At 63.3% G+C, this 24,984-nt stretch carries 18 protein-coding genes; 5 read left to right on the forward strand and 13 right to left on the reverse strand.

Features of this window, described 5'->3' with window-relative positions:
- Positions 1–24 precede the first annotated feature (24 nt).
- The 7 genes from ANI01nite_RS01330 to ANI01nite_RS01360 form a co-directional block, all read right to left on the reverse strand.
- Entirely contained in the window at positions 25–717 is a 693-nt protein-coding gene (locus ANI01nite_RS01330; protein ID WP_141355397.1) for an N-acetylmannosamine-6-phosphate 2-epimerase, read from the reverse strand.
- Positions 717–1,658 carry an ROK family protein gene (locus ANI01nite_RS01335; protein WP_141355399.1) on the reverse strand — a complete coding sequence of 314 codons (942 nt, stop codon included), beginning with the start codon at positions 1,656–1,658 and terminating at the stop codon, positions 717–719. Before ANI01nite_RS01335 ends, ANI01nite_RS01330 begins: the two co-directional genes overlap by 1 nt.
- A 9-nt stretch (positions 1,659–1,667) precedes the next feature.
- The gene (locus ANI01nite_RS01340; RefSeq protein ID WP_141355401.1) at positions 1,668–2,615 is read right to left on the reverse strand and encodes a dihydrodipicolinate synthase family protein; all 948 of its coding nucleotides are present in this window, start codon (positions 2,613–2,615) and stop codon (positions 1,668–1,670) included.
- 60 nt (positions 2,616–2,675) lie between these two features.
- Positions 2,676–3,482, reverse strand: coding sequence for an ABC transporter ATP-binding protein (locus tag ANI01nite_RS01345; protein WP_141355403.1), 807 nt, complete (start codon positions 3,480–3,482; stop codon positions 2,676–2,678).
- Complete coding sequence (locus tag ANI01nite_RS01350) at positions 3,479–5,497, reverse strand: dipeptide/oligopeptide/nickel ABC transporter permease/ATP-binding protein (RefSeq protein ID WP_141355405.1); 2,019 nt, start codon at positions 5,495–5,497, stop codon at positions 3,479–3,481. Before ANI01nite_RS01350 ends, ANI01nite_RS01345 begins: the two co-directional genes overlap by 4 nt.
- An 11-nt stretch (positions 5,498–5,508) precedes the next feature.
- Positions 5,509–6,465 carry an ABC transporter permease gene (locus ANI01nite_RS01355; protein ID WP_038991012.1) on the reverse strand — a complete coding sequence of 319 codons (957 nt, stop codon included), beginning with the start codon at positions 6,463–6,465 and terminating at the stop codon, positions 5,509–5,511.
- Positions 6,466–6,583: 118 nt separating this feature from the next.
- Positions 6,584–8,191 (reverse strand): ABC transporter substrate-binding protein, encoded by a 1,608-nt coding sequence (locus ANI01nite_RS01360; protein ID WP_141355407.1) that lies wholly within the window; start codon positions 8,189–8,191, stop codon positions 6,584–6,586.
- A gap of 137 nt (positions 8,192–8,328) precedes the next feature.
- Here ANI01nite_RS01360 and ANI01nite_RS01365 point away from each other — a divergent pair, with 137 nt between their 5' ends.
- Entirely contained in the window at positions 8,329–9,060 is a 732-nt protein-coding gene (locus tag ANI01nite_RS01365) for a FadR/GntR family transcriptional regulator (protein ID WP_141355409.1), read from the forward strand.
- Between the two features lie 46 nt (positions 9,061–9,106).
- Positions 9,107–11,752, forward strand: a complete 2,646-nt coding sequence (pepN, locus tag ANI01nite_RS01370; protein WP_141355411.1) for an aminopeptidase N — start codon at positions 9,107–9,109, stop codon at positions 11,750–11,752.
- Positions 11,753–11,882: 130 nt separating this feature from the next.
- On the opposite strand, the gene lplAB is transcribed toward pepN, so the two are convergent.
- On the reverse strand, positions 11,883–12,938 hold the full coding sequence (lplAB, locus tag ANI01nite_RS01375) for a lipoate-protein ligase LplAB (RefSeq protein ID WP_141355413.1): 1,056 nt from the start codon (positions 12,936–12,938) through the stop codon (positions 11,883–11,885).
- Positions 12,939–13,108: 170 nt separating this feature from the next.
- Here lplAB and ANI01nite_RS01380 point away from each other — a divergent pair, with 170 nt between their 5' ends.
- Positions 13,109–14,707, forward strand: coding sequence for an HNH endonuclease (locus tag ANI01nite_RS01380; protein WP_141355414.1), 1,599 nt, complete (start codon positions 13,109–13,111; stop codon positions 14,705–14,707).
- Between the two features lie 431 nt (positions 14,708–15,138).
- On the opposite strand, the gene ANI01nite_RS01385 is transcribed toward ANI01nite_RS01380, so the two are convergent.
- Both ANI01nite_RS01385 and ANI01nite_RS01390 read right to left on the reverse strand, forming a co-directional pair.
- The gene (locus ANI01nite_RS01385) at positions 15,139–15,396 is read right to left on the reverse strand and encodes a type B 50S ribosomal protein L31 (RefSeq protein WP_038991006.1); all 258 of its coding nucleotides are present in this window, start codon (positions 15,394–15,396) and stop codon (positions 15,139–15,141) included.
- 146 nt (positions 15,397–15,542) lie between these two features.
- Entirely contained in the window at positions 15,543–15,974 is a 432-nt protein-coding gene (locus tag ANI01nite_RS01390) for a TrmH family RNA methyltransferase (protein ID WP_371858920.1), read from the reverse strand.
- Between the two features lie 201 nt (positions 15,975–16,175).
- Between ANI01nite_RS01390 and ANI01nite_RS01395 the strand changes: the two genes are divergently transcribed.
- Both ANI01nite_RS01395 and ANI01nite_RS01400 read left to right on the forward strand, forming a co-directional pair.
- Positions 16,176–16,730: a recombinase family protein gene (locus ANI01nite_RS01395; protein WP_141355417.1), complete on the forward strand. Its 555-nt coding sequence runs from the start codon at positions 16,176–16,178 to the stop codon at positions 16,728–16,730.
- A 303-nt stretch (positions 16,731–17,033) separates the two neighbouring features.
- Positions 17,034–17,771, forward strand: a complete 738-nt coding sequence (locus ANI01nite_RS01400) for a hypothetical protein (RefSeq protein ID WP_141355419.1) — start codon at positions 17,034–17,036, stop codon at positions 17,769–17,771.
- 302 nt (positions 17,772–18,073) lie between these two features.
- On the opposite strand, the gene ANI01nite_RS01405 is transcribed toward ANI01nite_RS01400, so the two are convergent.
- The 3 genes from ANI01nite_RS01405 to ANI01nite_RS16840 form a co-directional block, all read right to left on the reverse strand.
- Positions 18,074–20,632, reverse strand: a complete 2,559-nt coding sequence (locus tag ANI01nite_RS01405; RefSeq protein WP_141355422.1) for an AAA family ATPase — start codon at positions 20,630–20,632, stop codon at positions 18,074–18,076.
- A 74-nt stretch (positions 20,633–20,706) separates the two neighbouring features.
- Positions 20,707–23,643 (reverse strand): type I restriction endonuclease subunit R, encoded by a 2,937-nt coding sequence (locus ANI01nite_RS01410; protein WP_141355425.1) that lies wholly within the window; start codon positions 23,641–23,643, stop codon positions 20,707–20,709.
- Between the two features lie 2 nt (positions 23,644–23,645).
- A complete protein-coding gene (locus ANI01nite_RS16840; RefSeq protein WP_174787658.1) occupies positions 23,646–24,977 on the reverse strand; it encodes a restriction endonuclease subunit S in 1,332 nt (443 codons plus the stop codon).
- Between the last annotated feature and the right edge of the window lie 7 nt (positions 24,978–24,984).

The following is a 24,984-nucleotide window of genomic DNA, read 5'->3' on the forward strand; positions in this document are numbered from 1 at the left end:
CTGGGGTACCCCCGGCTTCCGGCGTCAGGAACCGCCGCCCAACGCGTCGCTGAACCAGGAGGTGATGGTGGCCGGATGGGTGATCGCGGTCCCGACCACCACGGCAAAAGCGCCGGCCTCGAGGGCTAAGCGGGCCTGGGCCGGAGTATGGATGCGGCCTTCGGCCACCAGCGGGCACTCCAGCCCGGCCGCGGCGATCTGCTCTAGCAACTCCAGATCCGGACCGTCAGTCTTGGGACGCTCGCCGGTGTAGCCGGCCAACGTGGTGCCCACCAGGTCGGCCCCGGCCTCGGCGGCAGCCAGCGCATCGTCCAGGCTGCCGCAATCGGCCATCACCAGCGCGCCGCTGAGTTCATGCACGGCTTTGATGGTCTGGGCCAGGCTCTTGCCGTCCGGTCGCTCGCGGCGGGTGCCATCCAGGGCCACGATGTGCGCCCCGGACTGGGCCACGGCCAGCGCATGGTGCACGGTCGGGGTGATGAACACGCCCTCGTGCCCGTCCTTGAACAGGCCGATGACCGGAACCTCGACGGCCGAGCGGGTGAACTGGATGTCAGCCAGGCCCTGCACGCGGATGGCCGCGGCCCCGCCGATCACCGCGGAGGCAGCCATCTGGGCCATGGTCTGCGGGTGGCGCATCGGCTCGCCCGGATAGGCCTGGGCGGAGACCACCAGCTGCCCGCGCAGTGCTTCGAGTTGCTCCTTGGACAGCAGCATCAGGCGTCCTTCCCTTCCTCTTTCCAGAACAGGCTGGCCGCCCCGTAGAAGGCGGCTGCGGTGCCCAGCTGCGCCGGCACCAGGCTGGTGCCGCGCAGCGCGTCGATGGCGCTGTCCGCGAAGCCCTCGCGCAGCGCATTCCACCAGATCTCGCCGGCCCCGGCCATGCCGCCGGTAATGATGACCAGCTCCGGGTCCAGCGCATTGGCCAGCGAGCCGGCGGCCAGGCCCGCGGCCCGTGCCCCGGTGCGCAGGGCCTCGACGGCCCGCTCGTCGCCGTCCGCGGCACGCGCCGCGACCTGCCGGGTGTCGGCGACCTGCCGGTCCCCGCCCAGGCGAAGGTAGTGCCGGTGGATGCCCGGGCCGGAGGCGATGGCCTCCACATGCCCGGTGCGCCCGCAGGAGCAGGCCAGGCCCGCGGCCAGCGGCGAATCGATATGCCCCATGTGCCCGGCGACCCGGTGGGCGCCGTACTGCGCCCGCCCGCCGATCACATGGGATCCTCCGACACCGGTGCCCACCGCCAGCAGCAGCACGTTGCCTGCGTGCGCGCCGGCGCCGTAGCGGGCCTCGCCCAGGCCGTGGGCGTGCACGTCGTTGACGGCCCGGGCGGCCAGGCCCGTGCGTTCGCGCAGCCCGCCGGCCAGGTCGGTGCCGCCCCAGCCGGCGATCGTGTCGGTGGCCGAGAGCACCCGGGCGGTGGCCGGGTCGATGACCCCTGCTACCCCGAGTCCCACCCCGGCCACGGGCACCGCCGACTGGGCGCGCAGCTCGTCCACGAGCCGGGCCATGGCATCGAGCACCGCCGCCGCCCCGTCAGCGGCCGGGGTGGGCAGCTGCCCGGTGGCCAGCATCCTGCCCTCGGGCTTTAGCACCGCGCCGGCAATCTTGGTCCCGCCCACGTCCAGTGCGATGACCGCGCCGCGTTCGGCGTCCAGCATCGCGCGCGCCTAGCCGGCTACCGCGGCGAGCAGGCCGGTCTCGGCCAGGATCGCGCGGATGGCCGCGGCCTCGGCGGCGTTCAGCGATTCCATCGGGGTGCTCATCGTGTTGTTCCCGATAATGCCCAGCTCGACCAGGGCGGTCTTGAAGGCTCCCAGGCCTGCGGCGCCGCCGGAAACCCGGGAGGAATCAGGGGTGTAGACGATGTCGAAGACGCGGGCCAGGCGGTCCTGCTCCTTGGCGGCCTGCGCCCAGTCGCCGGCCACTGCGGCGTCGAACAGCCGGCGGTAGCCGGCCGGGTCCACGTTGCCCAGTCCAGGCACGACGCCGTGCGCGCCGCCGAGCAGCGCGCCGTCCACCACGACCTCGTGCCCGGTGAACACCGAGAAGCCCTCGATGCCGCCGGTGGCAAGCAGCAGCTGGCGGAAGGACACGTCGTCGCCGGAGGAGTCCTTCACGCCCACGATAACCCCGTCCTTGGCCAGGCGGATCGCCACATCCAGCGGTAGCTTCACGTGGGTGCGCACCGGTACGTCATAGGCGAAGATGTCCACATCCAGGGCGGCGTGGATGGCGCGGAAGTGCGCCTCGATCTCCGCGGCATTGGACAGCGCATAGTAAGGGGTGGTGACCACCAGCGCCTGGGCGCCGAGCTCGATCATGCGCCGGCCCTCCTCGATGACGCGGGCGGTGGTCTGCTCGTTGGCTCCCACGATCAGCGGCACGCGCCCGTCGTTGGCCGCAGCGATGGTGGAGACCACCAGCTCGCGCTCGGCATTCGACAGGTAGGGCACCTCGCCGGAGGAGCCGAGCACGAACAGGCCGGTTACTCCCCCGGCCAGCAGGTGCTGCACTACTGCCTCCAGGCCGGCGGTGTCGATCACGCCGTCTGCGGTGCGCGGGGTGATGACTGGCGGGATCACGCCGGTGTATTTGGGGTTGTTCGCAAAAGCCACGGGACTTGGTTCTTTCTACTGGCGGTCCGGCATCGGCCGGACCGGGAATTTCTTGGATGCCTAGTGCTGCAGTAGCGCCGGTGCGGCGCCGAGCAGGGTGCGGGTGTAGTCGTTGGACGGGGTGTCGAAGACCTGGGCGGCATCGCCCTGTTCCACGATCTGCCCGGCGTTCATCACGCAAATCCGGTCCGAGACATAGCGCACGGTCTGGATGTCGTGGGAGATGAACACCATCCCCAGGTTCAGCTGCGCCTTCAGGTCGGTGAGCAGGTTCAGCACCTGGGCGCGCACCGAGACATCCAGCGCGCTGGTCGGCTCGTCGGCGACAATCACCTCCGGCTCCAGGGCCAGGGCGCGGGCGATCGCCACGCGCTGGCGCTGGCCGCCGGACACCTGGCTGGGCAGGGCCGAGGCCGCCGAAGCCGGAAGGCCCACCACGGACAGCAGCTCCAGCGCGGTGGCCCGGCGGGAGGCGGCGGTGCCGATCCCGTGCACGCGCAGCGGGTCGGTGAGCGTGTCCATGATGCTCATGCGCGGATTCAACGCGGTGGACGGGTCCTGGAAGACCACGCCGACCGCACGCCCGAACTGCTTGCGGGCGGCGGCGTTGCGCCGTCCTGCCGGGGCGCCCTGGAACAGCACGGTGCCACGGGTGGGCTCCTGCAGGCCGACGAGCACCGAGGCCAGGGTGGACTTGCCGCAGCCGGACTCGCCCACGATGCCCACGGTCTCGCCGCGGCGCACCGTGAAGTCCACGCCGTTCACGGCCTTGACCAGCCGCGGGGAGAACAGCTTGGAGCCGCGGATCTTGTGGTGGACGTGGATGTCCTTGAGTTCGATCACCGGGGTTGAGGGGTGCTGGCTCATCGCGCTGCTCCTGACTGTTCTGGCGTGCTGGCCGCCGGTTGCGGCAGGTGGCTGGCCCAGCGGTGCTCGCTGCCCGGCGCCACCGGCACGAAGGCCAGGTGCGCTTGCGGGTCCGCGCCAACTCGCTGGGAGCGTTCGGCGAAGCGGTCCCCGTCGGCGAAGTCATACGGGCTGGGCACGGTGCCGGGGATCTGGTGCAGGCGGGAGGCCTGCGATTCGATGGAGAGCACCGCGCCGAGCAGGCCGCGGGTGTATTCGTGGTGCGGGTTGATCAGCACGTCGCTGATCGGCCCTGACTCCACCACCTGGCCTGCGTACATCACCGTGACGCGGTGCGCCAGCGAGGCCACCAGGGCCAGGTCGTGGGAGACGAAGACCATCGCGAAGCCCAGCTGCTCGCGCAGTTCGTTGAGCAGGTCGACGACCTGCTTCTGCACGGTGACATCCAGCGCAGTGGTCGGCTCGTCGCAGACCACCAGCTTGGGACTGCGCGAGAGTGCCATGGCGATCAGCACGCGCTGGCGCTGCCCGCCGGAGAGCTCATGCGGGTAGGACTTCATGGTCCGCGCCGCATCCAGCTTCACCAGGGTCAGCAGTTCCGCCGGGCTCTTGCGCCCGCCGCGGCGGGTGAGCTGGCGCAGCTGGTCGCCGATCAGCATCGAAGGATTCAAGGATGAGAGTGCGTCCTGGTAGACCATCGCGATCTGCTCGCCGCGCAGGCCCTGGTAGACCTTGTCGTCCCCGGCCAGGGTGCCGCCGTCCGCGGTGGCCGGCAGCAGCTCGCGCCCTTCGAAGCGGATGGAGCCGGAGATCTTGGCGCTCTTGCCGAGCAGGCCCATGATGGCCAGCGAGGTGATGGACTTGCCGCAACCGGATTCGCCGACCAGCGCCATGGTCTCGCCCTCGCGCACCGCGAAGGACACGTTCTGCACGATCGGGGTGTCGCCGTAGCGCTGAGGGAAGCGGATCGAGAGGTTCTCGACCTGCAGGATAGTGCGCGGAACCCTTGAGGACGTGTCGAGCACCAGGCGGTCGGTGCGCGCAGCCTCGGTGCGGGCCAGCGCCGCGAGCTCGGCGTCCAGCCGCTCGGTCTCGGCGGTGTCGGCTGCCTGCTTGGCGACCTGCGCCTTTTCCTCGCCGGCGGCCTTCTTCTTGGCCGAGCCCTTGACGTTGACCAGCGCGTCGGTCATGCCTTCGGCCAGGATGTTCAGCGCCAGCACGGTCAGCAGAATGGTCACGCCGGCGAAGGTGGTGGCCCACCAGGCGCCGTTGAGCACCAGGGTGCGGCCGTAGGAGATCACGTTGCCCCAGCTCGGTGCCGGGTCCTGGATGCCGGCGCCGAGGAAGGACAGCGAGGCTTCGAGGATGATCGCGTCGGCGACCATCACGGTGGCGAAGACCAGCACCGGGGCGGCGCAGTTGCGCACCACGTGGGTGAGCAGGATGGTGAAGCGCCCGGCGCCGATGACCCGTTCGGCCCGCACGTAGTCCTCGCCCCACTGGGCGAGCACGTTGGCGCGCACCACGCGGGCGATCTGCGGGGTGTAGATCACCGCGATGGAGATGATGATCACCGGCAGGGTGTTGCCTAGGGAGGCCAGCAGCGCGGCAGCCAGCGCGATGCCGGGGAAGGCCATGAGCATGTCCATGATGCGCATGATGGTCTCGTTGGCCCATTTGGAACCCGTGGCCGCCAGCGAGCCGAGCAGGCCGCCGGCCACCAGGGCCAAAGCCACGGAGCCCAGGCCCACCAGCAGCGAGGACTGCGCGCCGTAGAGCAGGCGGGAGAGGATGTCGCGGCCCAGGCGGTCGGTGCCGAAAAGGTGCTCGGCACCCGGCGGCTGGGCCGGGAGGCCGGTGGCCAGCGGGTTGTGCGGGGCGATCAGCGGGGCGATCAGCGCCACGATGCCGACCAACAGCAGGAAGGCCAGGGCGATTTTGGACCCGATGGGCAGGGAGGTGAAGCGTGCGCCGGAGTCGGACAGACGCTGCACGAGCTTGTTGCGCGGTGCCATGATGGTAATTGCTACACCGTCCTAATTCGTGGGTTGATCAGCAGGTAGAGCAGGTCGACGGCGATGTTGACCAGCACGAAGGTGATGGCGATCGCCAGCACCACGCCCTGGACCAGGTTGGTGTCCTGGTTGGTGATGCCGTTCATGATCAGCTGGCCCATGCCTGGAAGGGAGAAGATCATCTCGATGACCACGGCGCCGCCGAGCAGATAGCCGATGCGCAGGCCCAGCACGGTCACCGGGGTGACCAGCGCGTTGCGCAGCACGTTGCGGCTGACCACCTCGCCGCGCGGCACGCCGTTGCCGATGGCGGTGCGCACGTAGTCGCGGTCCAGTTCCTCGACCATGGAAGTGCGCACCACGCGGATCAGCGAGGCGGAGACCGGAATGGCCAGCGCCAGGGCGGGCAGCGCCATATGCTGCAGCCAAGCGCCGGGACCGGATCCGGCCGGAGCGGCGCCGCCGGAGGGGAACAGCGGATTGCTGCCCAGGGCGAGCCACTGGATCAGCAGGATGCCGAGCCAGAAGGACGGGGTGGCGATGGCGGCGATGGAGAAGATGCGCACCAGCTGGTCGGGCCACTGGTCGCGGTACAGGGCGCCGAGGATGCCGAAGGCCAGGGAGATTACCACGGCGATCACCACACCGAGGAAGGTCAGCTGCAAGGTCAGCGGGAAGGCCTTGGCGATCATCCCGGTGACGGACTGGGCCGGCGGGGTGGTGGTGCCGAAGTCCAGCTGGATCAGGCGGCCGAGGAAGGAAAAGTATTGGATGAACAGGGGGTCGTTCAGCCCGCGTTCTTCGCGGTAGGCTTCTTTGGCGGCCAGGCTGGCGCCTTCGCCCAGGGCGCTGGTGGCCTCGTCGCCGGGGGCGAGCTTGAGGATGATGAAGACCAGAAGCGAAATGCCCAGGATCATCACCGGCAGCGCGGCGAGCCGGCGCAGCAGCAAGTTCAGGAAATTTCCCACGAGATAACTCCGTTGGGGTTTGGGAAGGATGGTTCTGCGGGCGGGCACGGGGCCTGAGCGCGGGTGCGGTCCGCGCCCAGGCACCGCGCCCTGGTCCCCAGGGACGGGACGGGCGGGCCTAGGCCTTCGGGGCTACGCCGATGAAGGACACGCCGGTAGTGGGCAGCGGCTGGAAACCATCGAGCTTGGCCGAGTCCCAGGAGGTGGGCAGCTGGCGGTGCAGGATCGGGTAGAGCGGGGCCTGCTCGGCGACCAGGTTGATGGCTTTGGCCCAGGCGGCCTTGGCTCCGGATTCGTCCTTGGCCTTGACCGCGGCATCCAGTTCCTTCTGCAGCGCCGTGTACTCTTCGGTCTCGTTCCAGCGGAAGCGGGACTTGGGCCAGACGTCGCCGCGGTAGAACCAGGAGAGCAGCAGGTCCAGGTCGTTGCCGAAGACCGAAGGGTCGCCCGGAGCGGCCACCACGGTGAACTTGCCGGAGTCGACATTATCCGCATACAGCGCGCCGGACTGCAGGTTCTGCATAGTCACGTTCACGCCCGGCAGCTTGTTCCACGATTCGAGCATCAGCGGGGCGACATCCTTCACCCAGGCGGTGTCGGTGGTCAGCAGCTCGAAGTTCAGCGAGCTGACGCCAGCTTCCTTCAGCAGGGCCTCGGCCTTGGCCGGGTCGTAGGAGTAGACGGTGTCGGCCTTCATGTACTGCGGGTGGGTTTCCTGCACGTACGACGTGGCGGCCTTGGCATTGCCCAGCAGCGCGGTCTTGATGATCGACTCGGTGTCCAGGCCATAGTGCAACGCCTGGCGCACCTTGACATCGTTGAAGGGCTTTTCCTTGCAATTGAACATCAGGAACAGCAGGCCGAAGGACTGCACGGATTCAACGTCGACCTTCGACTTCAGGCGGTCCATGTCCAGGTAGGGCACGTCCTCAATGGCCGCCACGCGGCCGGACTCCATGGCGGTCACGCGCGCCGCGGCATCCGAGAGCAGGAACCAGGTCATGCCGCTGGCAGCGGCCGGGTACTGGCCGTTGTAGTCGGCGAACTTCTCGAAGACGATCTTGTCGTCCTTGGTGGCCGAGACGAACTTGTACGGGCCCGAGCCCACCGGGGCGGCATCGAAGGCTGCCTGATCCTTGGAGGCCACGGCCTTCGGGACGATCTTGACCACCGAGATGCGGGTGGGGAACAGCGGGAAGGCGTAGTTCAGGGCGAAGGACACGGTCTTCTCGTCCTTGGCCTTGGCGGCCTTGATGAACGGGATGAACTGGGCGAACAGCGAGGCGTTCTGCTTGTCCAGAACGCGCTCGAAGGAGTACACGACGTCCTGCACGGTCACCGGGTCGCCGTTGTGGAATTTCGCGCCCTCGCGGAGGGTGACTTCCCAGGTGGTGTCATCGACCTGGACCGGGTCGGCGGCGGCCAGGGCCAGGTAGGGTTCACGGGTGGCCGGGTGCAAGTCGACCAGGCCTTCGAAAAGGTGCATGTTGGCGGCGTACGGGGTCGCGCCCGAGGATGTCATCGGGTCGAAGCCGGTGGACAGGGAGTAGGAGATGCCCGCCTCGATGGTGCCAGTTCCGGCGGAGGCTCCCCCGGCGGTGCTGCCCGAAGTAGACGAGCAGGCGGCGAGGCTGGCGGAAAAGGCCGCTGCCGCACCTACCATGCCGCTGTACCGGAGGAAATCTCGACGTGCGAAGGGCTTGCTGGCCAATTCATTCAGTGCCATCGGTGCCACCTTTCGTGATCAATTTTGTAACATGGGACGTAGGATGTCCTATCTATGGACTAGACTGTAGTAGCAATCACATCCATTGGTCAACTGCGTCACACCAGCAGCTGGCCCGAACCCCCGGAAGAGGCCAGTTGAGCACACCACCAGTTCGCCGCAGCGACGCCCGTGCGCGCCTGCGCGCCCTGACCAATGACATCACCGCGCTGATCCTGGAACGCGGACTGCTGCCCGGCGACCCGCTGCCCACCGAGCAGGAGCTCATGGCCGAGCTCGGCGTGGGGCGCAACTCCCTGCGCGAAGCCATCAAGGTGCTCCAGGCCCTGGGCATCATCGACACCCGGCACGGCTTCGGCATGTTCGTCGCCGAGGACAATCTGAACGCGCTGGAGGATTCGCTGGCCTTCCGCGGCCAGATGTCGCTGCGCCACCATGGGCACGAGGCCAATGAGCTGGTCGACGTGCGCCAGGCGCTGGAAGCCGGGCTGATCGGCCAGGCCATCGCCGCGGTGGCCGAGGAGCACCTGGAAGCACTGGAGCAGTGCGTGGTCCAGATGGAGGAGCGCGCGGCCCGCGGCGAGCAATTCGTCGAGCAGGACAAGGCCTTCCACCGGATCCTCTTCGAGCCGCTGGGCAACCGGTTGCTGAGCAACCTGCTGGGGGTCTTCTGGGACGTGTACCGCTCGATCTACGACGCGGTCGACACCGACCCGCGCGCAACCCAGCCTGCGAAGACAGCCCAGGACCACCGGGACATCCTCGACGCAGTCAAGGCGAAGGACATCGCCACCGCCCGCTCGCTGATCTCCTCGCACTTCGACGGGATCCGCTCGCTGCTCGACGCGCGCCAATCACTGCAGAAATGATCGCCGGATAGGTCTCAAACGGTTCTTTCACAGCTAAGCTGGGATGGTGGACACACTTCAACGCTATGCACCCAATGAAAACCTCAGGCGCGACGAAGCGGCCTGGCGCGCACGGAATATCGAATGGCACTTCGCCGAAGTCCAGCTCGACCTGGCCAATGCCGCCGACCGCAACGCCACCAGCTTCACCTCGATCACCACGCTGAACTTCAGCTCCAGGGAACCGGCGACCTTCATCGACTTCATCCACGAATCGGTGGCCGAGGTGCTGGTCAACGGCACCGCGATCGACCTGGACACAGCCGTGCTCGATGCGCGCATCTACCTCGATAACCTGCGCACCGATGCGCCGAACACCGTGAAGATCACCGGCCAGGCCATCTACTCGCGCTCCGGCGAGGGCCTGCACCGCTTCGTGGACCCGCAGGACGGCGAAACCTACCTCTACACCCAGTTCGAGCCTTCCGAGGCGCGCCGCGTCTTCGCTTGCTTCGAACAGCCGGATCTGAAGACCAGCTACCGCTTCACGCTCACCGGTCCGGCCGATTGGCACCTGGCCAGCAACCAGCCGATCGTCGATGAGGTCGTGAACGAGGACGGCACCAAGACCGTCGCCTGCTCCCCCACACCTAAGATCTCCTCCTACATCACCGCGGTGCTGGCCGGCCCGTACCACGTGGTGCGCGGCGAGCACGTGCAGCAGCTGGCCGACGGCGAAGAGCTGTCCATTCAGATGGCCGCCACCTGCCGCGCGTCACTGGCCGAGCACTTCGACGGCGAGGAAATCATCAAGCTGACCAGCCAGGGCCTTGACTACTACCACGAGCTGTTCGACTACCCCTACCCGTGGGGCAAGTACGACTCGGCGTTCGTCCCCGAGTACAACCTCGGCGCCATGGAGAACCCGGGCCTGGTCACCTTCACCGAACGCTACGTGTTCACGTCGCACGCCACCGAAGGCCAGTACGAGCAGCGCGGCAACACCCTGATGCACGAGATGGCGCACATGTGGTTCGGCGACCTGGTCACCATGAAGTGGTGGGATGACCTGTGGCTCAAGGAATCCTTCGCCGACTACATCGGCACCCTGGCCAACGACGAGGCCACCGACTTCACCACTGCCTGGACCACCTTCGCCGCGCGCCGCAAGGCCTGGGCCTACGTCGCGGACCAGATGCCCACCACTCACCCGATCGTCGCCGACATCCCCGATTTGCTGGCAGCGGACCAGAACTTCGACGGCATCACCTACGCCAAGGGCGCGTCCGTGCTCAAGCAGCTGGCTGCCTTCGTTGGCGCCGATGCCTTCCGCGACGCCGCCCGCGCCTACTTCCGCAAGCACGCTTACGGCAACACCTCGCTGGATGACTTCCTCGAAGCGCTGGAAGCCGCCAGCGGCCGCGACATGGGCCAGTGGGCCGACGCCTGGCTGAAGACCAGCGGCGTGCCGAAGCTGCACGTCCAGTACGACACCGACGAGTCGGGCACCATCACCTCGGCCTCGCTGATCCAGTCGGGCACCGACCCGGTTACCGCAGCGCCGATCGCCCGCCCGCACGTGCTCTCCGTGGGCGCCTACGAGCTGGAGGAGGGCAAGCTGCAGCGCACCGATTCGGTGCAGGTGGAACTGGCCGGCGAACAGGTGGCCCTGGACTTCCTTATCGGCCGCACGGTCCCGGACCTGCTGCTGCCCAATGACGGGGACGAGACCTACGCGCTGATCGAATTCGACCCGGTCTCGCGCGCCACCTTGCTTGGCCACCTTTCGGGGCTGACCGACTCGCTGCCGCGCGCCACATGCTGGGCCTCGCTGTGGGATGCGGTGCGCTCGTCCACGCTCGACGCGCAGAGCTATGTGCAGGCCATCCTGGATCACGCGCACACCGTCACCGATGCCGGCGTCTTCGGGGTGCTCACCGACCAGCTGGCCACCTCGATCGCCAAGTACGTGGCTCCCGAGCTGCGCGCCGGGCTGCGCCAGCAGGCAGCCGCAACGCTCACCGGATGGCTGACCGAATTCGAGGCAGGCAGCGACCAGCAGACCACCACCGCGCGCACCCTGGTCCGCCTGGCCCGCTCCGGCGTGGCCCCCGAGGTGCTCGATGCGTTCCTCGGCGAGCAGCCCAACGCCTACCAGGTCACCGTCGACGAGCAGCTGCTCTGGGGTTCCTACATCGCGCTGTCCGCCTCCGGCCGGCTCGATGACGCCGCAGAAGCACGCATGCACGAGGCGGCTAAGGCCAACCCCACCAGCGTGGCGCAGAACTCGGTACGCACCGCACTGGCCGCCCGCCCGGACCCGCAGGCCAAGGAGACCGCCTTCGATACCGTGCTGATGGCCCGCGATGAGCAGGGCGAACTGTCCAACGACGCCCTCTCGGCTACCGCGCTGGGCTTCACCCTGGGTTCGGCCGCACTGCTGGCCCCATTCGAGGAGCGCTACTGGGCCGCGATCCTGCCGGTCTTCGAGACCATGGGCATGGAATTCGCCACCCGCGTGATCGAGGGACTGTATCCAGGCCACCAGGATCTTCAGGGCTCCATCGAGCAGAACAAGGCGCTGGCCACAGCCACCTCCTGGCTCGAACGCCACGAGAGCGCGCCGGCCGCGCTCAAGCGCATCCTGCTGGAGGAACGCGCCGAGCTGCAGCGCTCGCTGCAGGCCCAGGCCTACAGCCGCGCCAGCCGCTAGCCGATAGCCGCTGGCGCTCCAAGCCGGCCCGCTGCTTCACTAAGCAGAGGGCCGGCTTTTTGCCGCCTGAAACGAAGCAAGGGCCCGTTCTCGATGCGGAATCGAGAACGGGCCCTTGGATCCTGCCGTCTTATGGAACGCGTGCGGTCCACTGCTCGGTGGCGAATTTGGCGGCCGCCAGCTCCTGCGCCGCCTGGCGGGATTCGGCATCCAGCTGTGCCGGCTTGGCACCGGTGCGCTTGGCGAAGGTGTCCATCATGACCTTGATGATCTCCATGCGTTCCAGCTGGGTCTGCGACTTCAGCGGATCAACGCGCTTGACCGCCGAGGCGATGCCCTTGTCGGAAATCTTCTCGCGGCCGATCCGCAGCACCTCGGTCATCTTCTGCGCATCGATGTCGTAGCTCATCGTGACGTGGTGCAGCATCGCGCCATTGGCCAGGCGCTTCTGCGCGGCCCCGCCGATCTTTCCGGCCGGGGTGGCGATGTCGTTCAGCGGCTTGTAGTGCGCCTTCAGTCCGATGCTTTCCAGCGCTTCCATGACCCACTCATCCAGGAACGGGTAGGAATCGGCAAAGCTCATGCCGTCCACCAGTGATTCGGGGGCGTACAGCGAGTACGTGATGCAGTTGCCGGCTTCCATGAACATCGCCCCGCCTCCTGAAATGCGGCGCACCACCTTGATGCCGTGCTTTTCGGCCTGCTCGATGTCGACCTCGTTCTTCAGCGACTGGAAGGAACCAATGACCACGGCGCCTTCGCTCCAATCCCAGAAGCGGATCGTCGGCTTGCGCGTGCCCTTGGCGATTTGCCGGGTCAGCACCTCATCCAGCGCCACCTGCTCGGTGATGGGGATGATCTCCGGGCCCAGGATTTCCCACTCGTGATCTTCCCACTTGGTGGCATGGCCCAGCGCGCGACGTACTACGCGCGCAACGGCGTCCTCGTCGAATCCGAACATCACTGCGCCTTCACGCAGGTTCTCGATCACCGCCGTGCGAATGGTGCTGTGGCTGGCATCGGTTGGCAGGCCGCGGATCGCATCGTTCAGGTCGTCGAGCGCGTCGTCCGGCTCCAGGAAGAAGTCGCCATTCAAGGACACTTCGGTGATCACGCCGTCGGCGGTATCCAGATCTACAACGACTAATTTGCCACCGACTACCTTGTATTCACCATGATGCATCATGGTTTCATTCTATCCCCGGCCACCCGCGAGTCGAATCCGGGCAGCGGTGGACTCGACGGTTTCCGGTCGACGAACACCCCAACGATAATAATCGAATAAATTTTCGAAAAGGCGTCCACAATCCGCGGATTTCCGGGCCAAAATGTCCGACCCCAGCCAGAGAATTAACTATGGCTATACCCGACTTCATCCAAGACGACGATGATGAGCATCGTCTGCCGCTGCTCCCGGCCGGCACCCGCACAGAATCCCACAAGGATTCTTTCTTCAGCGATCGCATCGAACATCAATTGTTCTATGGTCCTGTGAAACGCATGGCCGATGAGCTTTACGACGCGGGGCCGCTCAATGGCCCTCGCGACGCCCTCGAACGGCTGACAATGATCCAGCGCCTGCAGAGCAGCCTTGATGCGCTGACCTCAGTGCTGCTGGCCGACTCAGCCGAACAAGTCAGTGAATCATTGGCCGATACCATTGCCACGCAGGACTCGAACACCGAGGAGGAGGAACGCGAAGCGCGACGAAGCGCAGAATACTACGGCATCGACCGTGGCAGCGATCAGGTGATCAACTCCAACCTCATCGCGGAAGCGTCCGTCGCCCTGCGCGAGAGCCCGCGCAAGGTAGCCAAACGCATGTTCCATGCCAAGGGACTCCGCTACGTTTGCAAGGACACTCTCATGGCCCTGGCCGCAGGCGAGATCACCGTTAAGGCTGCTCACGACATTGTGAAGTACGCACAAGACTTGCTCCCAGAGCAGATCAGCCAGATGCAACACCTCTTATTGCCCATGGCCAAGACAGCGTCGGATGACGCTATATACCAACGCGCGCGCCGATTCCATGACCGGATGCGCCCCGAGTCTGCCGAGCAAAGGCGCAAGAAGTCCGAGGAGCATCGCAGGCTTACGTTGCAGGATGACGAGAACGGAATGTCCACGCTCAAGTACTGCAACAGCGCCGCTGTGGTTCATTCAATCAAGAACTCCGTGAAATGGGTGGCTGACCAGCACAACGATCCGGAGGATCCCCGTACCCGGGAACAAATAGAAGCCGATGCCTTTGCCGACATCATCCTCAATGGCTGGCCAGGCCATGAAGGCACACCCCTGAAACCTCGCGTATCCATTACTATTCCCGCGGTCGAGATGCTGGCAGATCCTTCCAGGACCGTGGCCGATCTGGAAGGCTACGGTCCCATTCCGCTGGGCGCCGCGCTGCAGTTGGCCAAGGATGCGCCTTCGTTCCAGCGAGTATTGACCGACCCGTGGACTGGCGCCGCAATAGATGTCGAGCGCAGGAGCTACCGCCCGTCCCAGGGCCTCAAGGATCTGCTGAGGAATCGAGATGAGCATTGCTGCTTCCCTGCCTGCCGCCGTCCAGCAGATCGCTCCGAGATTGACCATATTGACGACTGGGCCCATGGAGGGCACACGACCAGGGAGAATACCCAACTCCTGTGCAAGCAGCATCAAATGTTCAAACACGCATTGGGCTGGAAAGTTGTTGCTCGGCCCGATGGGTCAAAAATGTGGGTGACACCGCATGGCCTGAATTCCATTGTGGTTCCGGGCAGCGTAAAGCGCGTAGATCAGTTCGATCATGTGAGCGATCATTGCCCGGAGCGTCCCAGGGTCATCCCCTTGCCTCATGTCCGATTGACGCCCGAAGTGCGCAGGGTACTCGGGCTCAAGCCGCACATCGACATTCCGGAAAAGAGTCCAGTCACCGAACCCCCGCACATGGGCGGACAACGGGAAACAGGCTGAGTGCCCTAGCCCGGATGATCGATCTTGGGTGACAAACTTTTTCAGTCACCAGCAGCACCACACCACCCATGAACACCCTTCAGGCAACCGCAATGGAGCCGGTTGCCCAGCTCGATGCGGCCAAAATCGATTCTTCAAGAGGCCAGCGCACACTTTTGCTGTCGCAGCCAGTAGACCTCTACGGCCTTCGCCTCATGAAGCGCCCTGCCTTCGCCACTGACAGAATTTTTCAGTCAGTCACGTCTTCACCTGGCGATCAAGACACCTGGCGCGTCGCACGTTGCGTTCAACGGAGTCCCGCCGATTTTTCAGTGAGAACTTTTTTCAGTCATTGCAGGTCCGGCATCCGGTGATGGCCAGTCCGTTAAAGCAGCGACGGCGTGTTTCCAGAAACTGGAAACACGCCGCGAAAGCTTGCTAGGGGCGAAGTATTACTTCTTGCCGCCGAAGCCCTTGAAGCGGGCGTTGAAGCGCTCGACACGACCAGCGGTGTCCATGATGCGCTGCTTGCCGGTGTAGAACGGGTGCGAAGCTGCCGAGATTTCGACGTCGATTACTGGGTAGGTGTTGCCATCTTCCCATTCGATGGTCTTGTCCGACTTAGCGGTCGAACGGGTCAGGAACTTTTCGCCGGATGCCAGGTCGTTGAAGACAACTGGGCCGTACTGCGGATGGATATCAGCCTTCATAGCTATACACCTTTTTGTTTATGGCCACTGGATTTTGCCAGCAGCTACTTACTCGGAAATTGTGTCCCGCATTCAGGGCTCCACGTAGAAACCTCAAAGCACAGACAGTCCATCCTATCGCAAAATCGATGACTGCAGAAACGTTCTCAGCGTGGCGCGGAGCACAAATGCCAGAACGCAATCGCGCTTGCGGCACCAACATTCAGTGAATCCACATCACGGTGCATCGGGATGATGACGGTCCGGTCAACGGCGGCGAGAGCTTCATCGGTGACTCCCCTGCCTTCATTGCCCAATATCATCGCGACCTTCTGCCCAGCCTTGATCTCCACTTCGTTCAACGGGATCGCGTCATCGGTCAGTTCCATGGCGAGCATCTCATAGCCATGGTTCTTCAGCGTCTGGAGATCTTCTGGCCAGGACTGCATTCGTACCCAAGGAAGGTCGAAGACCGTACCCATCGAGACACGCGCGCTGCGCCGGTACCAAGGGTCAACGCATTTAGGGGTGAGCAGCACTGCATCTACCCCGAGGCCCGAGGCCGAGCGGATAATTGCGCCGAGATTGGCGATGGTCATGAACCCTTCCGCCATAATCCACACCCATTAAGTGGGACCACCATCATCCACGCGTTACCACGAGCACATAATGTTTCCACAAGTCACACCGCGCTATAGTTCCCAAGCAGTGGCCGCCGCGGCCTACATGGTGTTCAATAAACCCATGCGCCACATCTCTCTTCCATCAGCACCTTGCTATCGGCAGGGGCGTTACTGAAAATGGCCCGTATCGGTCTCCTCCGCATTGGCGATGACCCCGACGATGCTCGATTACAGAGAGAAGCGTTGGCTCCCCATTGTTCAGACATTGTCGGGGAACCGGCATCCCGCCGACGACTCGTGCAGAATCGCCCTGAGCTCCTCACCGCACTGGCCAAGGTCGGCTCCGACGACATGCTCGTCGTCTCCCGCGCCCGCAGGCTCGCCCAGCACACCGATGATGGCCTCGCCGTCCTCATCGACATCATTGACCGCGGAATCACCGTCAAGGTCCTCAACGGCATCGCCGCCGGAGAACACACACTGCGCTCCCCCGCTCTCGACTTCGTCCGTGAGCTCACCCGAGTTCGCCACGAGATCCAGGTCCAGCAAATCAGGGCTGGTATCACGGCAGCGCGCGAGCGAGGAAGGACGCACGGACGCCCGGTCTCCATCGACGAAGAAATGAAGCGCACGATCAGGCTGCGACATTCTGCCGGCAACTCGATGCGAGCGATCGCCCAGGAAGTCGGCGTGTCCGTCGGCAGCGTGCATGGGGTACTGCGCAAGGCATGACCTTAGATGTACAAGCGCTATCAGGAAACGCTAGAAAATGAGGCTGATTCCCACTTCCCAGTAGCGCGTTCAGCTTCACGAATTATCGGCAGGAGCCACGACGAACTGTAAAACCTCAAGGTGCATGACGGGCGATTCACGAAAGACGACACGCTCCAAGTGCCCATATACTTCAGCTGAAGGCAAGCCGTCCGGGCTGCTATAAATCGAGGCGATCACCCACATCGTATTCTTCAACCCGAGGACGGTGGAGGCACTCAGGAGTATGATGCCATCGGTTATAAGGACTGAAAGGAATCAGGTATGGAGCTTGCGTTCAAAGATGAGCGAGAAATCGTGGATCACGCGAAACAGCTCGAGGACGCCGAAATCTGCTTCTTCCCAGCTGTGAGCGATCTCGCACACCGGGTGCTTAAGTCGCTGCGCGGCACCTCTCTCACGCACCGCGAGCGTCCCGATTTTGAGGATCTCCCACACTCACTCCTGCTGGAGGCGATGCAGGTAGACGACCATCCTCGGCCGGGAAGAAAAGATGCCACTCGAACCCGCGAAGGATCGGTTCTGCGAGAGTTACGTGAGCCCGGATTCGCAGAGATATTCGCGAACGCCTCGCTCATAGCCAACGTAAACACGCAACTTCCCACAGATAAAGACCACAACTACCCGGCATACCTCACACAGTTTGCAAAGGTCATCGGTGATCATGCCAGGAAAGTCACCGACTACCGGGAGAGGCGTCCCGGCTTTGATCTCGGGTTTCTGATTTTTGACGAGTCCACCGCCTACATCGAAACACTCGGCGCGTTCGGACCGGATCACCAAGGCAGGCCGCATGTGTGGTTCGCAGATACAGCCTTTGCCGAAATCATACAGGCCGCCGGAATCGATTGCGTCGCGTGGCTGACGCCCTACAAGGTCGTCCTCGGCGCGGACGGGACACACTACCCGCTGCCGCAACTGACAATCATCGACCTGAGTCTGATCGACGACCAGTCGCGTGTTCCCTATGATGCGAAGCGCATGAAGTCCGCCGAGTCCTAGAGCTGCTCGAGCAACGAAGGCTATGGCACTGGCTACATCGGTAGATTTGTTGACCGTTAGTGGTCAAGCCAGGTCTCCAAAATCTCATCGTTGCGGGACCATAGTTCGTCCCTCGAAGACAGCTCGTCGTAGGTCGCACCGAAGAAATCTGACAAATTTTCTCCGAAATCACGCCTAGAAATGAATAAGTAGAAATATTTACTGCCAGTAATAATGTCGTTGTCCTGTATGCTCACTACCGCCCGGAAATAATTCTCAAGAAAATAGAAGGTTTACGAAACGGCACAGCGGAGCATCATGTGTCAGGACGATTGGTACTTCTTGACACTCTTCAACCAGCCATCGAGCACATCGATTTCGGCCCTTAGAGTCTCGACTGATGGCGGAGTGTAGTTCAGCTCGGGGTGCGGGTCGTGACGGGCCGCCCAACCGGAGATCCGACTGTAAGAATCGTCATAGGTCTTTACGTCCTCAGCTGTGACGCGTCCGATGACCCGCAGCTTCCCTACTCGGACTTCCAAGGATTTATAGTCGACCAAGGGCTCAGCGAGTACCTGGCTGATGATGCGCTCCCAGGTCTGGGACATGTGACCTGCGATCTCCTCCGTCTGCTTCTGGTACTCCGCCTCGGACATCCCTTCCTCGTCACGACGCAATGCCGCCACCTCTTGGCGCAGAGTGTCCACGCGCTGCGCTGCGTTTTGTGCTGTCCACGGGTGATTCAAGGTCGTGAATCCGGGACCGACCTTCCTCTTCCGTTCGATGCCGCGAGTGGTGAACAAGACAGCTGAAGCATCTGCTATTTTACGAAGCATCATAGTGAATGCGATGTCATGCGTGAACACGATGACCTGCCGCTCTCCCGCGAGATCGACGATCCGCCTGGCTACTGCCTCACGTCGCATGTGATCGAGCGAGGAGACAGGGTCGTCGAACACTAGCGCGGACTTGCTTGTATCGAAATGCACCTCAGTCAGGAACCCCGCGAAGCCAAGGGCAGTCTGCTCGCCCTCAGAAAGAACTGCCCGGAGGCGCGCGCCCGTTCGCGCGTTCAGAAAGTCGGCCTTGTGCATCAATCCCATACCTTGACGCGACTTGGTGGCCTTGAATGTGACGCGCTCGAGCTCCAGCCGGTCTGTCTCATGGGTGAAACGGTCACGTGCTTCCTCTGTCAGGTACTTCTTCGTCAACTGGCCGACCTTATCAGTGATGGCACGCGTATTCGTCTCCGCGAACTTTTCGTTCAGCAGCATGAGTTCCCGAAGCCGGTCGCGCTCTGACACGATCAGGTGCTTCCCGTCGCGCATCGCGATCTTGTCCCGCAGCCGGCTCTCTTCAGCCTGGGCTCGGGAAAGGATTTCGGGGAAGTCAGCAGCATCGAGCGAGCTGATCTTATCCCGGAGGCCTTGTACTTGGGAGTCAAGCAACTCAATCTCAGCGGCGACGCCAACGTCTGATAGTTGTTCGTTGGCGATCATCGCGGCCTGCCGGTCGCGGAATGCGTCGAGCAGCACCTGAATCCGGGCGGCGAATCCAGGTTCCGATTGTTCTATCGTCGCGATGGCCACCGCCAAGGGTTGCGTCTCGATCGGCTGCTGACCAAGTGCCGCCAGGAACGCGTCGAGCTCAGTCTTCGCCGTCTCCGCGTCCTGAGCTGTCGTATCCGAGACGAACGCATGGAATCGCTCAAGCCGCTCCGCGCCTCCGCCATCGAGAGACTGCTGGCACAAGACGCACACGGCTCCGTCATCTGCACGCGGGAACTCGTGCTCCGGGTAGACGACGAGGGAGTACTTTTCCGCCGCCTGCCAAAGCGCTTTCCAGACCGGCGAGCCGACCCCGGCGAGCGGTTCGTCTCCGAACGAGGTCGCTGAGGCGGCATCCGCTGCCTGCTGAGCCGTGCTCGCCATCTCGCGCAGTTCCCCGAGCTTTCCACGCACGTCCGGTCCGAATGCGCGATCGAGATTGCTGAGGTGTTTGGACACCTCGCCGAGCGCTGCAGCCGCGCGGTTCAGCCTCTGCTTCTCTTGCGCGGGATCCGCGGTCCGGAGCCGAGTCACTTGGTCGACCTGATCGCTTAGCTTCCGGTCGATGTCTTGAGGGCATGAGACCGCAGCGGCAATCTCTGCGTCCGTCGTCTGCGCCGTGAGTGCCTTCAGGAACACCGCCGCCGAGCCCTGCTCGCCGACGACCGGGAGGGTTCCGGTTTTGTCCTTCTCCATCTTCCACCCGTCTATGACGCGTCGTACGCCCGCGGTCACGCTCGAGAGATCGTCGAGAAGCTGCACGGCTGAGGGCCGGTAAGAGATCTCCGCCTCTTTCTCGAGATAGGTGTCCCCGCAGTGCTCGTCATAAAGAGCGACTCGACCAAGAGCGGGATCTGCCGTGGCCCCGAGTGACGAAGTCTGTTCGACCTCGCCGACGAGGAACGCTACTTCGCCGGACTGCTCTCCCGTGGATTCAGAGAACACATCAGGGAGGATGTCCGCCCGGTGACGCGCCCGCACCATTGACTGCAAGATCCGCGCATATCCGGACTTGCCGCTGCCGTTGTTACCGTAAACGACAGTCAGTCCCTCAGGTGCGAACGTCAGCTCTTGGTTCTCAGCCAGTCGATTGACGTTCGACACGCCTTTGACCGCGAGGAGGCGCACAGGCTCGTCGTAGGCGCTTTCAGGGGCGGTGACCGAAGCGAGCCATCCACCTTCAGGCGCGACAGTTGGCTTCTCGAACAGGCTCTTGGCGATCTCTTCGTATTCGTTCTCGCTGACCGTTTCGCCGGCAGCGATGCGCGCCAGTGTGCGCTGTTGCCACCAGGGACGGGTAGCGATCCATTCGAGTACGTCTTCGTAAGCGGTCACTTTGTCTCGTTCCGTATGAGGTGGTCAGGGATGGCCTGGGCTCGTGCGAATTCCGTGGAGCGCTCCCGGCGAGTTCAGGCCGCGTTCGTCCGGTAAGTTGCCTTGAACACGGCTTCTTCGAGCCAGTGTTTGAAGCTCTCGTTGTCCTGGAAAGCCTTGAACAGTTGCGTCTCGTCGGATATGAGGCCGAGCATGGCTTTGCCCAGCGCCCTGTTCATCTCGACGCGGGCGTTCACGGGGTCATCATTGGCCTGTGCGTTGCGGTACGCCTCGTCTTCCGCGACCAAGCGAGGGATTTCCTCCGTTATGCGACGCTGGATCCGGTCGCTGTCTTCCCACTCGATGTTCCCGAAGTAGTCATTGAAGCTCTTCACGATCTCCGAAAGCCTCTCAAGCTCGGCGTCGGCACGATGCCCGCCGCCTGCAGCCGGGACGGGAGCGAGCTCACCGTCCTCGTCGTCGAGCACGATCTTCATCGCATTCTGCTTCTCGGCCCGGTACGATTCCAAGTCGATGTTCTCCAGAATGCCGGCTGCGAGGTCCTCCTCCTTAGGCGCAGGAAGCTTCGGTACGAGATGGTCGAGGAAGATCGATCGCTTCTCCCATTCGAGGCTGCCGTAGGGAAGGACGGTGGACAGGAAGTTATAGGTGCGCAAGAACGCCTTGGCGTTGGCCTTGAACGACACTTGGTCGTCTTCGTCAGGAAGCTCCACGTATTCGGCCACGCAGACGTCAAGGAGAGGATCCAGCTTTTCGCGGCTCTCCCCCGCCAGGTAACGCGTGACGAACTTGTCGACATGTTCGGGCGTGTAAATGGGGGCTGCGTCAAGCTCAGTGACGAGGTCGTGCAGCTTGTTCGGGTCGGTTTCCTGCGCCAGCAGTGTGGTCCGATAGTACGGCTCGAATGCACGCTGTATATCCTCGGCGTCGTTAGCGAAATCGAGCACGAATGTGTCGTGCTTCGCGGGGTGCGCCCGGTTGAGCCGTGAAAGAGTCTGTACGGCGAGCACGCCGGAGAGGGTCTTGTCCACGTACATCGTGTGAAGGAGCGGCTCGTCGTAGCCCGTCTGGAATTTGTTCGCGACCACGAGGATCCGATACGGCTCCGTCTTCACGTGCTCCGCGATGGCGTTCGAGGGGAATCCGTTCAGGCTCGCCTCGGTGACCTTCTGGCCCTTGTAGTCGTGCTCGCCGGAGAAGGCTACGATCACCTGGTACGGGCTCTTGCGTTCGGAGAGCGCATCTCGCAGCGCGTGGAAGTATTCGATGCAGCGCGCGATCGAGGCAGTGACGACCATGGCACGGGCCTCGCCGCCGATTTTGCGCTTGGTGACCACTTGGGAGTGGAAATGCTCGATCATGATTGCGGCCTTTTGTGCGATCGCGTGTTTGTTGCCCTCGACGTAGGCGCGAAGCTTTTTCGACGCGCGCTTCGCATCGAACTCGGGGTCGTCCTCGACGGTCTTCATTAGCTTGTAGTAGCTGCCGACGGGTGCGTAGTTTCCCAACACGTCGACGATGAAGCCTTCCTGAATCGCTTGCTTCATCGTGTACGAGTGAAACGGCCGGTGGCCGACCTCGCCGTCAGGCTGCGCGAATCGCTCGCCGAACATTTCGAGCGTCTTGTTCTTCGGCGTCGCCGTGAATGCGAAGTAGCTGGCGTTCGGCAACAGCTTCTTGCTCTCGATGATCCGGTTGATCTGGTCCTCGACCGTGTCCTCGTCGCTGGCGCTGGCACCGGACAGAGCATGCGAGACCGCCGCGGACGTCTTGGACCCCTGGGACGAATGCGCTTCGTCGATCACAATGGCGAAAGTGCGGTCGCGGTGATCCGCGCCGATATCATCCAGGATGTAGGGGAACTTCTGCACCGTAGTGACGATGATCTTCTTACCGGCGGTGATCGCGCGCCGCAGGTCACCAGATCGATCGGCGTGAACGACGGTAGACCCAACCTGCAGGAACGACTTGATCGTCTGCGTTAGCTGGTTGTCGAGGACGACGCGATCGGTCACCACGATGACCGAATCGAACGCGGTCCGACCGCCGTGCGCGGCCTCGGTGAGCTGGTGGGTCAGCCACGCGATCGAGTTGGACTTCCCGCTGCCCGCGGAGTGCTGGATCAGGTAGCGGCGGCCGGCACCGCGGGCTTCAACGTCGGCGAGCAATCGCCGGACGACGTCGAGCTGGTGGTAGCGGGGGAAGATCGCCTTCGAGACTTTCTTCCCGGTCCTCGGTTTCTTTTCGACGACGACCTGCGCGTAGTTCTCGATGATCCCGGCGAGGCTCTGCGGGGAGAGCACCTGCCGCCAGAGGTAGTCTGTCATGATCCCGTCGGGGTTCGGCGGGTTGCCGGCCCCGTCATTGAATCCCTGGTCGAAGGGAAGGAACCACGAGGACGGGCCCTTGAGCTCGGTGCAGAAGCGCACTCGCTGATCGTCGAGCGCGAAGTGGGCGATCGTACGCCCGAACGCGAACAGCGGCTCTCGCGGGTCCCGGTCCCGCTGATACTGCTGCACCGCGTCGTCGACCGTCTGCTTCGTGATGTTGTTCTTCAGCTCGAATGTGAACACCGGCAGCCCGTTGACGAACGCTACGAGGTCCACGGCGTCTCCGGTGTTGCTGACACTGTGGTGCACCTGACGCGTGATCACGAATCGGTTCGCGTCGAAGAGATCGGCGGCCTTCACATTACCCTCTGCTGGGGTCGGGTAATACAGATCGACGTGGTGCCCGAGATGGGCGACACCGTTGCGGAGCACGTGGACGAGCCCGCGCTTCGTGATCTCGCCCTGGAGGCGGGCCAGGAACTTGTGACGCACTGGGGAATCGTCTGCCAGCCCGAGCGGATCGATGAGGCTCGGCTGCGTGGCTTCGAGGAAGGCAGCGAAATCACCGAGGTCGAGGGCATACGAAGCGACATAGTCCGTCGGCGAGCCTTCAGTCCAGCCGCCCTCGACCATCTGCTTGACGATAAGCGTCTCCAGGCTCTCCTCGTTGAGATGCTGCATGCTCACTCCCCCAGGCTCTCGCTCAGTGCTTCCTCGAATTCATCGTCGAGGATCGTGTCAAGCTCGTCAAACACATCGGGCGCATCTGGCAGCGTCGCCGCGATGGCACGCACATCAACTTGCCCCGTCACCACGTCTGCGACCAGTCGAGCCCGGAATTCGTGGAGTAAGGCAAGCTCCTGGGTCATTCGTGAGACAACGGAAATTGATTCAGCGTTTATCTTCGCGATGGCGGCGGCAACCTCGCGTTGTTCCACATATGGAGGAACTATCACATGTAAGGCTCCAAAGCGGGAAGAACTAAGATTTGCCTGATGCAGGCTAACAAGTGCCTGGCTGCGCGCGTATGCGAGGAACGCAATATCGTTCAACAGATAAGTGGCCCATTCTGCATCAACGTCGCTGGCTACTCGACAACGCACCAAATACGACGCGAAGGTCAGATTTTCACAATCACCCAGCACCCGGCCAACTTTGCCGACAAGATCCGCGCTGTTCGTTCGGTTGAACAGCAAATCATCCGGACGAAGATCAAGTCCTTTCGGAACCTCGGCGAGGCCTCCGCGTCGAATAACTCTCACACGGCCATTTTGAATCTCACCCATGCCAACTGCGGTGATTGGCCCTTCGCCCGTTGAGCTCTCGGACGTCCCATAGGCCATGGACGAAAACAACCGCTTGACTGGTGCAACTGCCCAGCGCCTAGGTATCGAGTCGACCCACGGCAAATCAACGTCTCGAAGATCTAACGAGTCAACACCGCATGTGATCAATTCGTGGACACTCTGTTGATTCTGTTCTTCTATGAGGGCGATGAGGCGGCGCTTCGCGGCGATGGCTGTTTCGATGCGGGCATTCGCGTAGTCGAGGTACTTCACGATCGTGGCCTGCTCTTCCAAAGGCGGGACCGGGAGAATTTCGACAGACAGCTTTGAATAATCGATATTCTGACCTTCTCGAATCCCAGTCACCGCGAGCGTAAGCGAGTCCACGAAGGGTTTCGATTTGAACAGGTAAGTCAGATAGTCGCGATAGCCGTCGCTGTTGGCAGTTAGTACTGTATAGGCAGGCGAGATGATGCCGCGATGATGGCATCGTTCGATACCTCCTTGAAACGATCGCAAGCTAATCACAAAATCGCCGACTTCAACCAACTTGAGCAGGTGAAGATCCTTGGAAGCCGTTACAGTTCGCGTCCCGTATTCGGACTTCCTGATCACACCGTGACTTTGGGTAGCAGCCAACAGAGGTTCATCGGGGTAGCCTTTGTCCACACGTTCACTCAGCAGAGACTTCGTCCGCGCCGTCTTCCAATGCGCAGGAATCACAGGCAACCAGGGA

It is taken from the genome of Glutamicibacter nicotianae, from assembly GCF_006539525.1.
Lineage (GTDB): Bacteria > Actinomycetota > Actinomycetes > Actinomycetales > Micrococcaceae > Glutamicibacter > Glutamicibacter nicotianae.

Coding starts and splice junctions, on each gene's coding strand:
- ANI01nite_RS01330 (WP_141355397.1), bottom strand. CDS start 717: ATGCTGCTGTCCAAGGAGCAACTCGAAGCACTGCGCGGGCAGCTGGTG.
- ANI01nite_RS01335 (WP_141355399.1), bottom strand. CDS start 1,658: ATGCTGGACGCCGAACGCGGCGCGGTCATCGCACTGGACGTGGGCGGG.
- ANI01nite_RS01345 (WP_141355403.1), bottom strand. CDS start 3,482: ATGAGCCAGCACCCCTCAACCCCGGTGATCGAACTCAAGGACATCCAC.
- ANI01nite_RS01350 (WP_141355405.1), bottom strand. CDS start 5,497: ATGGCACCGCGCAACAAGCTCGTGCAGCGTCTGTCCGACTCCGGCGCA.
- ANI01nite_RS01360 (WP_141355407.1), bottom strand. CDS start 8,191: ATGGCACTGAATGAATTGGCCAGCAAGCCCTTCGCACGTCGAGATTTC.
- lplAB (WP_141355413.1), bottom strand. CDS start 12,938: ATGATGCATCATGGTGAATACAAGGTAGTCGGTGGCAAATTAGTCGTT.
- ANI01nite_RS01380 (WP_141355414.1), top strand. CDS start 13,109: ATGGCTATACCCGACTTCATCCAAGACGACGATGATGAGCATCGTCTG.
- ANI01nite_RS01385 (WP_038991006.1), bottom strand. CDS start 15,396: ATGAAGGCTGATATCCATCCGCAGTACGGCCCAGTTGTCTTCAACGAC.
- ANI01nite_RS01390 (WP_371858920.1), bottom strand. CDS start 15,974: ATGACCATCGCCAATCTCGGCGCAATTATCCGCTCGGCCTCGGGCCTC.
- ANI01nite_RS01395 (WP_141355417.1), top strand. CDS start 16,176: ATGGCCCGTATCGGTCTCCTCCGCATTGGCGATGACCCCGACGATGCT.
- ANI01nite_RS01400 (WP_141355419.1), top strand. CDS start 17,034: ATGGAGCTTGCGTTCAAAGATGAGCGAGAAATCGTGGATCACGCGAAA.
- ANI01nite_RS01410 (WP_141355425.1), bottom strand. CDS start 23,643: ATGCAGCATCTCAACGAGGAGAGCCTGGAGACGCTTATCGTCAAGCAG.